Source organism: Streptomyces sp. NPDC026515 (assembly GCF_055567595.1).
The window spans coordinates 88,023-101,321 of sequence record NZ_JBVHQD010000008.1 but is presented as its reverse complement, the minus strand read 5'-3'; the positions used below and the strand labels follow the sequence as shown (position 1 = coordinate 101,321).

Sequence of the window (13,299 nt, the reverse complement as noted above, 5' to 3'; positions counted from 1 at the left end):
CATGGCGACGGAGTGCGACGCTGGAAAAGAAGCCGTAAAAGTCATCAAAAAGGTAAAACGGAACAGGGGGTCCGATGGCGAGTGCCGGTGAAGCCGCCGTGATCGCCTCCGGGTACGCCTTCACCGGCCAGGCCCTGGACCTCGGTGCCGTCCTCTGGGACGGCCGGTGCCACGCCGACGCCCCGGTCCGGGTCCCGCTCCCCATGCTCAACCGGCACGGCCTGGTCGCCGGCGCCACCGGCACCGGCAAGACCAAGACGCTGCAGCTGATCGCCGAGCAGCTTTCGGCGCGGGGCGTCCCGGTGTTCCTGGCGGACGTCAAGGGCGACCTGTCCGGCATCGCCCGCCCGGGGCGGCGTGCCGAGAGCGTCCTCCAACGGGCCGGTGACGTGGGGCAGGTGTGGACGGCGACCGGTTTCCCCGCGGAGTTCCTGGCCCTCGGCGGCCTCGGCCACGGCGTCCCGATCCGCGCCACGATCACCAGCTTCGGTCCGGTCCTGCTCTCGAAGGCGCTCCGGCTCAACCAGACCCAGGAGCAGTCCCTGGGCCTGATCTTCCACTACGCAGACACCAAGGGCCTGGAGCTGATCGACCTCAAGGACCTGCGCGCGGTCGTCGCGTTCCTGACCTCCGACGAGGGCCGGGCCGAGCTGAAGGATCTCGGCGGGCTGTCGACGGCCACGGCCGGGGTGATCCTGCGCTCCCTGACCGCCTTCGAGGCACAGGGCATGGCGGACTTCTTCGGCGAGCCGGAGTTCGACACGGCCGACCTCCTCCGTACGGCACCGGACGGCCGGGGCGTCGTCTCGGTCCTGGAACTGGCCGCCGTGCAGGACAAGCCGCTGCTCTTCTCCACCTTCCTGATGTGGCTGCTGGCCGACCTCTTCCACGACCTCCCCGAGATCGGCGACGCCGACAGGCCGAAGCTGGTCTTCTTCTTCGACGAGGCGCACCTGCTGTTCAGCGGCGCCTCGAAGGCGTTCCTGGAGGCGATCACCCAGACGGTGCGCCTGATTCGCTCGAAAGGGGTCGGCGTCTTCTTCGTCACGCAGACCCCGAAGGACGTACCGTCCGACGTCCTGGCCCAGCTCGGCAACCGCGTCCAGCACGCGCTCCGGGCCTTCACCCCCGAGGACCAGAAGGCGCTGCGGGCCACCGTGCGGACCTTCCCGAAGTCGTCGTACGACCTCGAAGAGCTGCTGACCGGCCTCGGCACGGGCGAGGCCGTGGTCACCGTGCTCAGCGAGAACGGCGCCCCGACACCGGTCGCGGCGACCCGGCTGCGGGCCCCGGAGTCCCTGATGGCCCCGGTCGACGCGGCGGAACTCGACGAGGCGGTACGGGTTTCCGCGCTCCACGGACGTTATGCACAGGCTGTGGACCGGGAGTCGGCGTACGAGAAGCTGCGGCAGGCCCCGGCCGCCGCGCCGAAGGCCGCGCCCCGCACCGGCAGGCCCGCACCCGAGGAAGAACCCTCGCTCGTCGAACAAGTGGTCGGCAGCGGGATGTTCAGGTCCCTCGCCCGTTCCGTGGGTACACAGCTCGGCCGTGAGATCACCCGCTCGCTGTTCGGTACGGCGCGCCGGCGCAGGTGAGCCGGGCGCGGCCCGGGCCGGGCGCCCCGCACGGGCCGCCCGGCCGCCGGTACCGGGATCAACCGCGTTTCTGCTCCTGAGGAAGCGGCCTCGGCGGCTGCGCCGTCTTCGCCTGCGGCTTCGGCGTGCTGCGGACGGCCTCCGCGCGCAGCAGGGCGCGCAGGACCGCGTACGGGTCTGAGGACATGACTGTGTTCCTTGCGTAGGACTGACTGACCTGGGGGACGGCGGGACCTGTCGGTCGGTCAGCAGCGCAGGACCACGGTGCGCAGCAGGGGCGTGGCGTACGGCGGACACGGTGCCGCCGCGGGAGGTCGGCGGTCCGCCGGGCCGGCGGGTGCCGCGTCGGGGAGGGGCGCGGGACGCTGGGGTACGTCGGCGCGGTGGACGGCGCGGGCGGGGAGCCGTAGCGGCGTGTCGAGGACGTCGTACTCGGCCGTCTCGGCGGAGCCGGCCGGGGCGGCGCTCGCGGTGAGGGCTCCGGCCGCGGTCGGGGCGCCGGCCAGCAGCAGGGTGAGCAGCAGCACGAGTGCCCGCGGCCAGATGTGTCCTGGCCGCGGGCGCCCGGAGGGGGAACCGCTGCTCATGGCGGTCATCTCCCCATGCGGTGGGCGGTGTTCCTCGCACCCGGCGCGAGATCCGCCCGCTCGGCGTACCGGTGAGGCGCGAGGTTGACGCCGCTCACAGGGCCTGCGGGATGTGCTTGGCCCGGCTGCGGATGCCGAACGAGGAGATGATCTCCACGATGCCCACGATCACCAGCCAGATACCGGCGACCAGGGTCAGTACGGCGACCGACTCGAACGGCGAGACGATCAGCACGATGCCGGCGATGAAGGTGACGATCCCGAGGAAGACCATCCAGCCGCGGGCGGCCATCCCGGGGTCGTGCACCGCGGCGATGGTCTGGGTGATGCCGCGGATCAGCCAGCCGATCCCGATCCACAGGGCGAGCAGCAGGATCGACTCCAGCGGGCCGCGGAAGCAGAACAGGCCCAGCAGGATCGACAGCGCGCCGCTGATGAAGGCCAGCACGCGCAGCGAGGTCGTCTTGTGCGTGCCGAACGCCGAGACCAGCTGGAAGATGCCGCTGATCAGCAGGTAGATGCCGAAGAGCACACCGGCGGCGAGCAGCGAGGCGCCCGGCCAGACGAGGACCAGGACGCCCAGGACCAGGGAGGCGATCCCGGTGAGCAGCACGGTCTGCCAGGCCGCCTTGGAGAGGGCGTGCAGGGGCCCCTCGAAGGGTGGCTCGGGCTCATGCCGCGAGGCGGTCGCCGGCGTGTGCGCGGGCGTGGAGGCGGGGGCGGACGCGGGGGCTGCGGCCGAGGCCGGGGCGATGTGAGCCGTGCGGTCGTCGTCGGCGGGGCCGGTGCTGGGAGGCTCGGTCATGTCTCCAGCTGAAACCGGTGGGATCGCCCCTGCCAGCAGGAGACGGCCGATCGGGTGACGGATCCGCTACCGTCCCGGCTGCTTCTCCCCGGCCTTCGCCGCCTTCGCCGCCGCCTTCGTCTCCTGCTTGTGCGCCCGCACCTTCGCCAGCGACTCGGGCCCCGTGATGTCGGCGACGGAACGGAACGACTCCGCCTCCCCGTACGCCCCCGCCGCCTCCCGCCAGCCCTGCGGCCGGACCCCGAGCTGCTTGCCCAGCAGGGCGAGGAAGATCTGCGCCTTCTGCTTGCCGAACCCGGGCAGTTCCTGGAGCCGCTTCAGCAGTTCCGCGCCGCTGCCGACGTCGCGCCAGATGCCCTCGGCGTCCCCGTCGTAGTGCTCCACGAGGTACTGGCACAGCTGCTGGATCCGCTTGGCCATGGAGCCGGGGTAGCGGTGCACGGCCGGCTTCTCGGAGAGCAGCGCGGCGAAGGCCTCGGGTTCCTGGGCGGCGATCTCGTGCGCGTCCAGTTCGTCCGTCCCCATCCGCCGGGCGATGGTCGCGGGTCCCTTGAACGCCCACTCCATCGGAACCTGCTGGTCGAGCAGCATGCCGGTGAGCGCGGCGAGCTTGCTGCGGCTGAGGAGTCCGTCCGCCTCGGGGTCCTGGGCGAGGCGCAGGGTCGTGGCGTGGGCCGTGGTGGCGGGCTCGGTGCCGGCCTCGGGGTTGGCGTCCATGGCCCGATGATCCCGCGCCCGCGGCGGCCGCGCGCGCTCGCCGTGGCCGGCCTGCGCCGCTTCGGCACCCCTCAGGTACGATCCCCCCACGATTCAACTTAGGCAAGCCTAACCTTAGGCGAGAGGTGTCGCAGGGTGACCGTCAAGACCTACCGAGACCCCTGGGGCATCCCGCACCTGCGAGCATCCGACGCCCGTGGACTCGCCCGTGCGCAGGGCCGGGTCACCGCCCACGACCGGGCCTGGCAACTGGAGACGGAACGGCACCGGGCGCAGGGCACCTCGGCGTCCTACCTCGGCTCGGCGGCCGTCGCCTGGGACGTGTTCGCCCGCCGGGCCCGCCTCGCGGACACGGCCAGACGCTGCTTCGAGGCGCTGGAGAGACAGGACCCGGCGACGGCGGACTGGGTGCGGGCGTACGTCACCGGCGTGAACGAGGGCCTGGCGACCGGCACCGCCCGCACGCCCGAGTTCGCCCGCACCGGCCTCGACCCCGGCACCTGGGAGCCCTGGCACCCCCTGGGCGTCTGGCTGGCCACGCACATCCTGTTCGCCGGCTTCCCGGCCAAGCTGTGGCGCGAGGAGGCGATACGGCACCTGGGGGAGGACGCGGTCCCCCTGTTCGCCACGGACGGGCCGGGGACCGCGGGCAGCAACGGCTGGCTCCTCGCGGGCTCCCGCACCACCACCGGTCAGGCCCTCCTCGCGGGTGACCCCCACCGCTTCATCGAGGCACCCGGCGTCTACCAGCAGATCCGCCTCTCGTGCCCGGAGTTCGACGTGATCGGCCTGGCCGTCCCGGGCGTCCCCGGCATCGCCCACTTCGCCCACACGGGCACGGTCGCCTGGTCCGTCACCAACGCGATGGCCGACTACCAGGACCTCTACCGCGAACGCCTGCGCCGCACGGGGGCCGGGATCGAGGCCCTGGGCCCGGACGGCGCCTGGCACCGCGCGGAACGGCACACGGAGACGGTGGAGGTGGCGGGCGAACCGCCGCTCAGGATCGAGGTGATCGAGACCGAACGGGGCCCGGTGATCACGGCCCCCGCCCCGGCAGTCGCCGACGCCGACGCCGACGGTGAGGCCGAGGCGCTGGCGCTCCGCTACCCGCCCCGCGTCACCGAAGACCTCGGCTTCAGCGCCCTGCTCCCTCTCCTCCGGGCCCGCCACGTCACCGACGTCGACCGCGCCTTCGACGCCTGGACCGAGCCCGTCAACGTGGTCCACGCCGCCGACACCGCCGGAGGCACCCTGCACCGCGTCGCCGGCCGTGTCCCCGTCCGCTCCCGCACCAACCGCACCCGCCTCGCCCCCGCCTGGCTCCCCGGCCACGCCTGGCAGGGCTGGTACGAGATGCCGTACGGCGAACTCACCGACGGCGTGGCCGTGATGGCGAACCAGCGCGGCCCGGCCGCCCCCCTGGGCGTCGAGTTCGCCCCGCCGCACCGCGCCGACCGCATCCGCGCCCTCCTCGACGAGCGCCGCACCTGGTCCGCCGCCGACCTGCCCGCGATCCACACCGACACCCACCTGGCCTCCGCCGCCACCCTTCTCGATCAGCTGGCCGCCCTCGACGACCTCACCCCCGGCGCCGCCAGACTCCGCGACCGACTCCTCGCCTGGGACCGCAGGATGGACGCCGGCAGCACCGGCGCCGCCGCCTACGCGGCCGTGCGCAGCGCGGTCGTACGGCACCTCGCCGCCCACCCCGCCTTCGCCGCCCTCGCCGCACCACCCGCCCACCCCCAGGTCCTGCTCCCCTGGCTGGCCCTCACCCCCCGGATCGCCTTCGCCCTGGAACACCTCCTGAAGGCGGAGGAGTTGTTCGGCATCGACCGTCCCGCGGCCGTCCGTGCGGCAGTCGAGGACGTCGCCGCGAGCGGACCCGCCGGCACCTGGGGCGACACCCACCGCCTCGCCCCCTGGCGGGCGCTGCCCGAACCGTCGTACGTCGGGCCGGCCCTGTCCGGTGACCACGACTGCGTGCTGTGCACCTCGGCCGTCCCCGGTCTCACCGACCTCTCCGCGCGGGGCCCGGCCGCCCGGTACGTCTGGGACCTGGCCGACCGGGACAACAGCGCCTGGGTGGTGCCGTTCGGCGCCGACGGCGTCCCCGGCGCACCGCACCACACCGACCAGCCCGCCCTGTGGCTCCAGGGCGGGCTGGCCCCGGTCAGCACCGACTGGGACCGGCTTGACCTCGTGGAGGAGACCCCATGACCGAGTACACCGTCGGCGGCTTCGGCACCGTCCGGCTCCGCCCCCTCGACCCCGAGCGGGACGCGGACGTCGTCCACTCCTGGGTAGCCGAGGAACGCGCCGCCTTCTGGGGCATGACCGGCCTCACCCGCGCCCAGGTCGCCGAGGTCTACGCCCACATGGCCACCCTCGACACCCACCACGCCCATCTCGCGGAGAAGGACGGCACCCCGGTGGCGCTCCTCCAGACGTACGAGCCGGCGGCAGACCGGGTGAGCGAGTGCTACGACGTCCGCCCCGGCGACATCGGCATCCACGTCCTGCTCGCCCCGGCCGGACCGGAGGGTCCCCGCCCCGGCTGGACGGACGCCCTCCTGTCCGCCTTCACGGAGTTCGCCCTGCGCACCCTCGGCCGCGACCGCATCGTCGTGGACCCGGACGTCCGCAACGCGAAGGCGATCGCCCGCTTCACCCGCCAGGGCTTCACCCGCGGCCCGGCCGTCGTGCTCCCGGAGATCGACCTCCCGGACGTCCGACTGCCCGAGAAGCACGCTCAGCTGGCATTCCTCACCCGGGCGGTAGCCTTCCCGGATGCTGACCCCCGATGACCTGATCGCCCACTACGCCCTGGAGCCGATCCCCCGCGAGGGCGGTCTGTTCCGGGAGACCTGGGCCGGCCCCGAACGTGCCGACGGCCGCCCCGAGGGCACCGCGATCGTCGGCCTCCTGACCGCCGACGACTTCTCGGCCCTGCACCGCCTCCCCACCGACGAGATCTGGCACCACTACCTGGGCGACCCCCTCGACCTGCTCCTCCTCGCCCCCGACGGCACCACCCGTACCGCCGTCCTCGGCCCCGACCTGCTGGGCGGCCAGCAGATCCAGCTCACCGTCCCGGCCGGCACCTGGATGGGCGCCCGGGTGGCACCGCACGGAGCCTGGACGCTGTTCGGCTGCACCATGGCCCCCGGATTCACCTTCGAGGGGTACGAACACGGGAACGCGGGCCACCTCACGGCGCGTTACCCCTCCGAAGCCGCCCGCATCGCGGGACTCTGCCGTCCATGAGCCACCTACTGGACGGACAGGTCGCCCTGGTCACGGGCGCGAGCGGCGGCATCGGCCGGGCCATCGCGCTGCGCCTCGCCGAGGAGGGCGCGACGGTGGCCGTGCACTGCCGTACGGCGGTGACGGCGGCGCGTGAGGTCGCCTCGGCCATCGGCGACCGGGCGGTCGTCGTGCAGGGCGACCTGAGCGACGAGGAGACCTGCCACCGGGTCGTCCACGAGGCCGCGGACCGGTGCGGCGGCCGTCTGACCGCGCTGGTCAACAACGCGGCCGTGCAACCCGTGCAGCCCCTGCCCGGCATGACCGCGGCCGACTGGCGTGCGGTCGTCGACACCGACCTCGGCAGTGTCTTCGCCTGTACCCAGGCGGCCGCCGAGATCATGAGCGGCCGGCCCGGCGGCGGCACGATCACCCACATCGCCTCCATCGAGGCGTCCCACCCGGCCCCCGGCCACGCCCACTACTGCGCGGCGAAGGCGGCGGTGGTGATGCACGCGCGAGCGGCCGCCCTGGAGTACGGCCGCCTCGGCATCCGCGTCAACACGGTCTCCCCCGGCCTGATCGACCGGGAGGGCCTGGCGGACGCCTGGCCGGAGGGGGTGCGCCGATGGCAGGAGGCGGTGCCGACCGGCCGCCTGGGCCGTCCGCGGGACGTGGCGGACGCGGTGGTCTTCCTGGCTTCGCCGCTGGCGTCGTGGATCACCGGCCACGACCTGGTGGTGGACGGCGGGGTGTCCGCCCGCCCGACGTGGTGACGGCACCCCTCGGCACCCCCTCGGCCCCGTTGACACCCCCGCCCCCTCGGCACAATGAGCACCGCACGCCTGCCATCCGTATGACCCATGAACGCCTGCTTCCGAACTCAGGACGGTGACGTGAGCGAAGAACAAGGCTGGTGGCACAGGGCAGCCCCGCGCGGAGCGTTGCGCGCCCTCGCCCTCCTCGGCAGCCTCCTCACCGCTCTCCTCCTGGCTTCGGCCGCGCCCGCCTCCGCACACGCGGCCCTGCGCGGCAGCGACCCGGCCGACGGCGCCGTACTGAAGTCGTCGCCCGGGTCCGTCACCCTGACCTTCACCGAGTCCGTCGGCCTGCTCGCCGACTCGTTCCGGGTGTACGACCCCACCAACCACCGGGTGACCACCGGCGACGCCGAACACGGCCCCGCAGGCGCGGACACCGCCCGGATCACCTTCCCGAAGAAGCTCGCCACCGGCACGTTCACGGTGGCGTGGCGGGTCGTGTCGGCGGACAGCCACCCCGTCTCCGGTGCCCTCACCTTCTCCGTGGGCAAACCGTCGGCGACCACGGCCGCCGTCCCCACCGGCCCGGCCGAGAACCCGGCCACCGGCAGCCTCTACGACATCGGCCGCTACGTCGCGTACCTCGCCGTGGCGCTGCTGACAGGCGGCGTCGCCTTCATGGCCCTGTGCCGCCCGCCGGACACGGCCCCGCTGCGCAGACCGGTCCGGACGGCCTGGTGGACCCTGCTGGCCGCCACCCTCTTCCTCTTCGTCCTCCGCTCCCCGTACGAGGAGGGCACCTCCCCGGCGACGGCCCTCGACCTCGCCGCGCTCGGCAGGACCGCGACGGGCCGCCCGGGCCTGGTGCTACTGGCGAGGGTCGCCCTGCTGGCGATCACGGCCGGCCTGTACGCCCTTCTCGTCCGCGGGCGGGAGCACCGGCTCCGTCCACCGTCCCGCCCGTTCCTGGTGACGGCCGCCGTCCTCGCCGTCGCCCTGGCCCTGACCTGGGCGACGGCGGAACACGCGTCGGCCGGCATCCAGGTGCCCCTGGCGATGACGTCCTCGGTGCTGCACCTCCTGGCGATGTCGCTCTGGCTGGGCGGCCTCACGGCCCTCCTCACCACCCTCCACCGGGCCACCGCCACCCCCCTCCCGGCCGCCGTCGTCACCCGTTTCTCCCGGGTGGCCTTCGCCTCGGTGACGGTCCTCGTGGTGACCGGCGTCTACCAGTCCTGGCGCGGCCTGGGTTCCTGGCAGGCACTCACCGACACCACCTACGGCCGTCTCCTGCTCGTGAAACTCGCCGCCGTGACCCTGCTGCTGGCTGCGGCCTCCCAGTCCCGCCGCTGGACGGCGAGGCTGGTGAGCACACCGGCCGCGGCGACGGCCCACGACCGCGTCCCGCAGACGGTCGGCGCACCGCCCCGGGAGACCCCGCCGGCCGAGGCGGAGCCGGCCCCCACGCCGGACCACCGGGCGCTGCGCCGCTCGGTCCTCGCCGAAGTCGCCGTCGGCGTCGCCGTCCTGGTCGTCACCACGATCCTGACCGGCACGCTGCCCGGCCGCGCGGCCGCCGAAGCCGCCGATTCGGGAACGGCGACGGCCACGGCCGGCGGCATTCCGGCGGCCTCCGTCGCGATGGTCCCCTTCGACGTCGGCACCCCGAACGGCCACGGCAAGGTGCAGATCACCCTGGACCCCGGCCGGGTCGGCGACAACTCCGTACAAGCGGTCGTCTTCGGCCCCGACGACGGCATCTCCGCCGTCCCCGAGCTCCGCCTCTCCTTCACCCTCGCCGCCCAGAAGATCGGCCCCCTCCCGGCCGGCCTCACGGACCGCGGCGGCTACTGGGCCGCCGACTCCGTCAACCTGCCGATCGCGGGCGAGTGGACGATGAACCTGACGGTACGGGTGTCGGACCTGGACCAGGTGACGGTGACACACAGGATCCGGATCGCCGGCTGACCGGAGGCGGACAGCCATGCCGCGTGACGCCCTGCTCGGATCACGAGCGGGCGTTGGGAACCTGGGTGTGTCTCGCCTCGAAGGCGGGCCCGGCCGTACCGGGAGACGGCCACCCGCGTTCGCACGGCCTGCCCGGTCCGGCAGAGCGGCTCCGGTTCAGTGCCCAGGGCCGAACCACGAATAGGCACGCACGGCGACGCGCGCGCAGAACAGAAAGGAGTGCAGGCCCAACCGGTCCGCCGCCACGGCCAGGACAACTGCTGCGCCCGCTGCTTTCCCGGCGACACCGCGCCACGAGAACGCGCGCCCGGCACGCTGTGCCGAAGGCGGTTCGGCGTCGCCCGCGGACGTACTGCTTTCCCCTGCGACGGCACCGTGCGCCTTGATCTCCCCACCCATGCGCGGGACCTTATCGCTCCCGCAGAATCGGCGGCACCGCCCGACTCACACCCGAGGACGACGTCGAAGGGCCCCCTGTTTCCAGGGGCCCTTCGACATCGTGCCCGGTTCGTCTGGGGGTTCGGGGATGCTCCCAGCGGACACCGGACAGGGCGACTTCCGAAATCGAGCACGCGGGAAGCGGGCACAAGGGGAGACCGGTGGATCATTGCGTCCGGCTCGTACGATGGCGGTACCTCGTGATGGGCATGGAGGCGCGATGAGCACGATGTATCCGGAGTACGCGCAGTGGCTGAGCCAGGTGCGGCGTTCGATGAAGTTGCCCAAGGCGGTCAAGCTGCTGTTCGACCAGGGGCGTCTGTACATGTCGCCGGTGACGGAGGCGCACAGTGAGGCGGACGATTCGATCCGCGTCCAGCTGGCGGACTCTGCACGTCACGCGTGACAAGGGAGTACTGCCAGAGCTGGACGGTTACACGCCTGAGCCCGATGTGCTGGTGGTGGACGCGGGTGCGCTCGGCCCGGGAGATGCGTTCGTCGATCAGAAGCATGTGCATTTCGTCGCGGAGAGCGTGTCACGTTCGACGGTCGGACAGGACTACGGGCGCAGACTCAACCAGTATGCGGCACGCGGGATTTCGACGTATCTGATGGTGGACGTGCTGACCGGGGAGTGCGTGCTCTACCAAGTGCCGAAGGGCGACGAGTACACCTCGGCCGTGCCTTACCGCTTCGGTGAGGAGATCGGGTTCAGCCTGGCCGGGGTCGAGGTCACGGTGCGCACTGACTTCAAGAAGATCCGCTGAGGCTGCTCCCACGGCCTTGGCGGCACGGCTCCGTGGCCCTGCCCGTGGTTTCGTGTGTTCACCGGGACCGGCTGCATCGCGGCGCACGCTCATAAGCACGGCACGGGCAGGACCCCGATCGGGTCGGCCGAGGGGCGCACCTTCACCCTTGACCTGGATGAGCTTTCTCGGCCTGAACCCGGGGACCACTGACCGTGCCGGTCCGTGTCCGGTGCCCACGAGGGCGTGTGTCAGCCGACGAGGTAGCCCTGGGCGAGGGCGGACTTGCGGAAGGCGGGGAGCTTGTCGAGGGGGACGGCGAGGTGGCGTTCGCCGAGGCGGGCGCAGTGGGTGCGGGTGCGGCGGTCGGTGGCGAGGAGGGCCGCGACGGCGGGGTCCGCGCACTCGATGAGGTGCACCGGTCCGGTGTCGCGGACCTGACCGACGCGGCGGGCGGCGTCGGCCAGCAGCGTGGTGACCGTCTGCGGGAGGGGAACGGTGGTGGCGGCGTTCAGGTGGTGGTGGAGTTCGGCGAGGTCGCGGCCCGCGTCGACGGCGGCGAACAGTGATGCGGGGGTCAGGGCCCACACGCGGTCGCCGGTGCGCTCGGCGAAGGCGTCGAGGAGGAGGGTCTCGGCGGGGGTGAGTCCGTCGAGGGCCACCATGTCGTGGTTGGGGAGCACTTTCAGGCCGCCAGAACTCCTCGGGGCGGTGTCGCCCGGTGCGGGGGTGGGGAGGTAGGTGGCGGTCTGCCCGGTGGCGTAGGCGCCGAGCGGGTTGAGGCGGAGGGCGAGGAGGCCGTCGTAGCGGCTGATGCAGTCGGTCCAGTCGGCGCCCCAGTTCTCGCGGTAGTCGTCGCGGGCGCCCACCGGCGGCCGGTGGTCCACGTCGATCAGGCCGAGGACGGCGGCGTACTCGAAGAGCACGGCGAGGGTGTAGCGGCCCTGGAGGAGTTCCCAGTTGTGGAACCCGTCGTAGCCGAGGCTGCCGTACTCGGGGTCCTCCAGGTAGAGCTTCCACAGGGCGCGCTCGGTGCGGGCGATCCTGGGATCGTGACCGGCCTTGCGCATGGTGCGGAAGAGCGTGTCGACGTCGGTCCACTCGCCGGGCGAGCAGGCGGCCAGGGCCGCGCTGACCTGGGCCCGGCGCGGTTTGACGGCGGTGAGGACGTTCGCCGCGCGCTGGCCCTTGATCGCTTCGACGCGGGAGAACTCGTCGATCACGCCGTGGCTGAGCCAGCGCCGCCACAGCAGGGCGAGCGTGTCGTGTGCCGGTTTGGTCAGCGCCGCCCTGCCGCGTGCGGTCAGTGCGAGTTTTCCGGAGGCCAGTTCGACGAGTCCGCCGGCCTGGAGCAGCAGCGGCCAGGCGAAGGAGGCGATCGGTTCCTCGGCGTAGAAGTCGCCGCCGCTGAGCGCTTCCGAGACCGTCTTGACCGTCGCCGCGGACGGGCGGAGCGTCTTCTCGCTGCAGCGCAGACGGCCTGCCGCGGACAGCTGAAGCACCGCCTTCAGGTTGGCCTGCGCCTCGTGCTCGGTCGTGCGTATCCGACGCTCGTCACGGTCGTCGTGGTCGCCGGTCACAGGGGCCCCGTCCCCACGACGTGGTCGTAGTTGCCGGCGCCGCAGATGCGTTCCAGCGTGCGTACGATCGTCCGGGCGTCGTCGCGTGGGCCGTTGATGTAGAACGGCTTGCCCTGGCGGCCGAAGCCGACCTGCGGGGCGGCGGGGCCGGGCTCGCCGAGGTGTACGGCGGCCTGCGCGAAGTCCGGCGCGGGCTCGAAGCCGAGGGTGCGGGCGTAGGCCACACCACCGTGCACGATGCTCTGGGCCTGCTCCAGGCCGATCCGCAGCGGCGGTTGGTCGAACGCCCGGTAGTAGTCACGTACGTAGGCGTCCAGTGATCCTTCGCCCATCACCTGCGGGCCGACGGTGTCCTTGACGCCGAGGCAGTAGACGTCGACCAGGAACCCGCAGACGGTGACCCGGCTGGCACGCTCCTGCCGGGCGATCAGGACCTGGGCGAAACCGGCGGCCTCGGCATCGCCGACGCCCTCGGCGTCGGCGCGCGCCCAGCCGGGGGCCCCGGACAGCTCCAGGTCGGTGCTCCAGCCGGCGTTCACCCAGCAGCCCACCACCGGGCGCTCGGCCGGCGCGGCGCCGCTCTGCTGTTCGTGGGCCACCTGGCGCACCAGCGCGCTCGCCAGGGCCGGTTTCAGTCCGAGGGCCCGCGCGATCTGCTTCGGTCCGCTGCCCTTCTCCCGCAACGACCGTACCTAGGACAGCAGTTGCGTATCGTCGTCGTTCACGGGGTCATTGTTCCGCAATGCCGGGGTGTCAGGTGCGGGGACTGGCTGTTCCCGTTGTCCCCGGAGGGGGGACGCGCGTGGGCACGCGGGCCCGAACCGGCTGTTCCCGGCCGCCCGTCCCGCCGTGC

15 protein-coding genes are annotated in these 13,299 nt (G+C 72.9%); 8 read left to right on the top strand and 7 right to left on the bottom strand.

The genetic code is table 11. The annotated features are described in order from the left end of the window. Positions 1-74: 74 nt before the first annotated feature. Positions 75-1,595 carry a helicase HerA-like domain-containing protein gene (locus ACZ4O3_RS18085; protein WP_467722941.1) on the top strand — a complete coding sequence of 507 codons (1,521 nt, stop codon included), beginning with the start codon at positions 75-77 and terminating at the stop codon, positions 1,593-1,595. A gap of 58 nt (positions 1,596-1,653) precedes the next feature. Here ACZ4O3_RS18085 and ACZ4O3_RS18080 read toward each other — a convergent pair whose 3' ends face one another. From ACZ4O3_RS18080 to ACZ4O3_RS18065, 4 genes are all read right to left on the bottom strand, one after another. Next, a complete protein-coding gene (locus ACZ4O3_RS18080; protein WP_467722939.1) occupies positions 1,654-1,782 on the bottom strand; it encodes a hypothetical protein in 129 nt (42 codons plus the stop codon). A 58-nt stretch (positions 1,783-1,840) separates the two neighbouring features. After that, positions 1,841-2,182: a hypothetical protein gene (locus ACZ4O3_RS18075; protein WP_467722937.1), complete on the bottom strand. Its 342-nt coding sequence runs from the start codon at positions 2,180-2,182 to the stop codon at positions 1,841-1,843. A 94-nt stretch (positions 2,183-2,276) separates the two neighbouring features. Next, positions 2,277-2,987 carry an HdeD family acid-resistance protein gene (locus tag ACZ4O3_RS18070; protein ID WP_467722935.1) on the bottom strand — a complete coding sequence of 237 codons (711 nt, stop codon included), beginning with the start codon at positions 2,985-2,987 and terminating at the stop codon, positions 2,277-2,279. Between the two features lie 66 nt (positions 2,988-3,053). Next, the gene (locus ACZ4O3_RS18065; RefSeq protein WP_362730707.1) at positions 3,054-3,704 is read right to left on the bottom strand and encodes an HhH-GPD-type base excision DNA repair protein; all 651 of its coding nucleotides are present in this window, start codon (positions 3,702-3,704) and stop codon (positions 3,054-3,056) included. 135 nt (positions 3,705-3,839) lie between these two features. Here ACZ4O3_RS18065 and ACZ4O3_RS18060 point away from each other — a divergent pair, with 135 nt between their 5' ends. The 5 genes from ACZ4O3_RS18060 to ACZ4O3_RS18040 all read left to right on the top strand — a co-directional run bounded on the left by ACZ4O3_RS18060 (position 3,840) and on the right by ACZ4O3_RS18040 (position 9,682). Beyond that, entirely contained in the window at positions 3,840-5,927 is a 2,088-nt protein-coding gene (locus tag ACZ4O3_RS18060; RefSeq protein WP_467722933.1) for a penicillin acylase family protein, read from the top strand. Continuing rightward, on the top strand, positions 5,924-6,514 hold the full coding sequence (locus ACZ4O3_RS18055) for a GNAT family N-acetyltransferase (RefSeq protein WP_362714544.1): 591 nt from the start codon (positions 5,924-5,926) through the stop codon (positions 6,512-6,514). The genes ACZ4O3_RS18060 and ACZ4O3_RS18055 overlap by 4 nt, the downstream gene beginning before the upstream one ends. After that, on the top strand, positions 6,501-6,974 hold the full coding sequence (locus ACZ4O3_RS18050; RefSeq protein ID WP_467723251.1) for a cupin domain-containing protein: 474 nt from the start codon (positions 6,501-6,503) through the stop codon (positions 6,972-6,974). The genes ACZ4O3_RS18055 and ACZ4O3_RS18050 overlap by 14 nt, the downstream gene beginning before the upstream one ends. After that, positions 6,971-7,729: an SDR family NAD(P)-dependent oxidoreductase gene (locus ACZ4O3_RS18045; RefSeq protein WP_362714546.1), complete on the top strand. Its 759-nt coding sequence runs from the start codon at positions 6,971-6,973 to the stop codon at positions 7,727-7,729. The genes ACZ4O3_RS18050 and ACZ4O3_RS18045 overlap by 4 nt, the downstream gene beginning before the upstream one ends. Positions 7,730-7,816: 87 nt before the next feature. Beyond that, positions 7,817-9,682 carry a copper resistance CopC/CopD family protein gene (locus ACZ4O3_RS18040; RefSeq protein WP_467722932.1) on the top strand — a complete coding sequence of 622 codons (1,866 nt, stop codon included), beginning with the start codon at positions 7,817-7,819 and terminating at the stop codon, positions 9,680-9,682. A gap of 156 nt (positions 9,683-9,838) precedes the next feature. On the opposite strand, the gene ACZ4O3_RS18035 is transcribed toward ACZ4O3_RS18040, so the two are convergent. Then, positions 9,839-10,081, bottom strand: a complete 243-nt coding sequence (locus ACZ4O3_RS18035; protein WP_362714516.1) for a hypothetical protein — start codon at positions 10,079-10,081, stop codon at positions 9,839-9,841. Between the two features lie 259 nt (positions 10,082-10,340). On the opposite strand from ACZ4O3_RS18035, the gene ACZ4O3_RS18030 reads away from it, so the two are divergent. Together ACZ4O3_RS18030 and ACZ4O3_RS18025 are read left to right on the top strand one after the other, a co-directional pair. Then, a complete protein-coding gene (locus ACZ4O3_RS18030; RefSeq protein WP_362714517.1) occupies positions 10,341-10,526 on the top strand; it encodes a hypothetical protein in 186 nt (61 codons plus the stop codon). A gap of 46 nt (positions 10,527-10,572) precedes the next feature. Next, positions 10,573-10,887: a Uma2 family endonuclease gene (locus tag ACZ4O3_RS18025; RefSeq protein WP_467722930.1), complete on the top strand. Its 315-nt coding sequence runs from the start codon at positions 10,573-10,575 to the stop codon at positions 10,885-10,887. 230 nt (positions 10,888-11,117) lie between these two features. Here ACZ4O3_RS18025 and ACZ4O3_RS18020 read toward each other — a convergent pair whose 3' ends face one another. Together ACZ4O3_RS18020 and ACZ4O3_RS18015 are read right to left on the bottom strand one after the other, a co-directional pair. Continuing rightward, positions 11,118-12,446 carry a helicase-associated domain-containing protein gene (locus ACZ4O3_RS18020; protein WP_467722928.1) on the bottom strand — a complete coding sequence of 443 codons (1,329 nt, stop codon included), beginning with the start codon at positions 12,444-12,446 and terminating at the stop codon, positions 11,118-11,120. Beyond that, entirely contained in the window at positions 12,443-13,129 is a 687-nt protein-coding gene (locus ACZ4O3_RS18015) for a hypothetical protein (RefSeq protein ID WP_467722926.1), read from the bottom strand. The genes ACZ4O3_RS18020 and ACZ4O3_RS18015 overlap by 4 nt, the downstream gene beginning before the upstream one ends. Positions 13,130-13,299: the final 170 nt, after the last annotated feature.

Bases quoted from the DNA above. Each gene is read 5' to 3' on its own strand.
- ACZ4O3_RS18040 (WP_467722932.1), top strand. From the start codon at position 7,817: ATGAACGCCTGCTTCCGAACTCAGGACGGTGACGTGAGCGAAGAACAA.
- ACZ4O3_RS18055 (WP_362714544.1), top strand. From the start codon at position 5,924: ATGACCGAGTACACCGTCGGCGGCTTCGGCACCGTCCGGCTCCGCCCC.
- ACZ4O3_RS18045 (WP_362714546.1), top strand. From the start codon at position 6,971: ATGAGCCACCTACTGGACGGACAGGTCGCCCTGGTCACGGGCGCGAGC.
- ACZ4O3_RS18070 (WP_467722935.1), bottom strand. From the start codon at position 2,987: ATGACCGAGCCTCCCAGCACCGGCCCCGCCGACGACGACCGCACGGCT.
- ACZ4O3_RS18080 (WP_467722939.1), bottom strand. From the start codon at position 1,782: ATGTCCTCAGACCCGTACGCGGTCCTGCGCGCCCTGCTGCGCGCGGAG.
- ACZ4O3_RS18030 (WP_362714517.1), top strand. From the start codon at position 10,341: ATGAGCACGATGTATCCGGAGTACGCGCAGTGGCTGAGCCAGGTGCGG.
- ACZ4O3_RS18035 (WP_362714516.1), bottom strand. From the start codon at position 10,081: ATGGGTGGGGAGATCAAGGCGCACGGTGCCGTCGCAGGGGAAAGCAGT.
- ACZ4O3_RS18085 (WP_467722941.1), top strand. From the start codon at position 75: ATGGCGAGTGCCGGTGAAGCCGCCGTGATCGCCTCCGGGTACGCCTTC.
- ACZ4O3_RS18065 (WP_362730707.1), bottom strand. From the start codon at position 3,704: ATGGACGCCAACCCCGAGGCCGGCACCGAGCCCGCCACCACGGCCCAC.
- ACZ4O3_RS18075 (WP_467722937.1), bottom strand. From the start codon at position 2,182: ATGAGCAGCGGTTCCCCCTCCGGGCGCCCGCGGCCAGGACACATCTGG.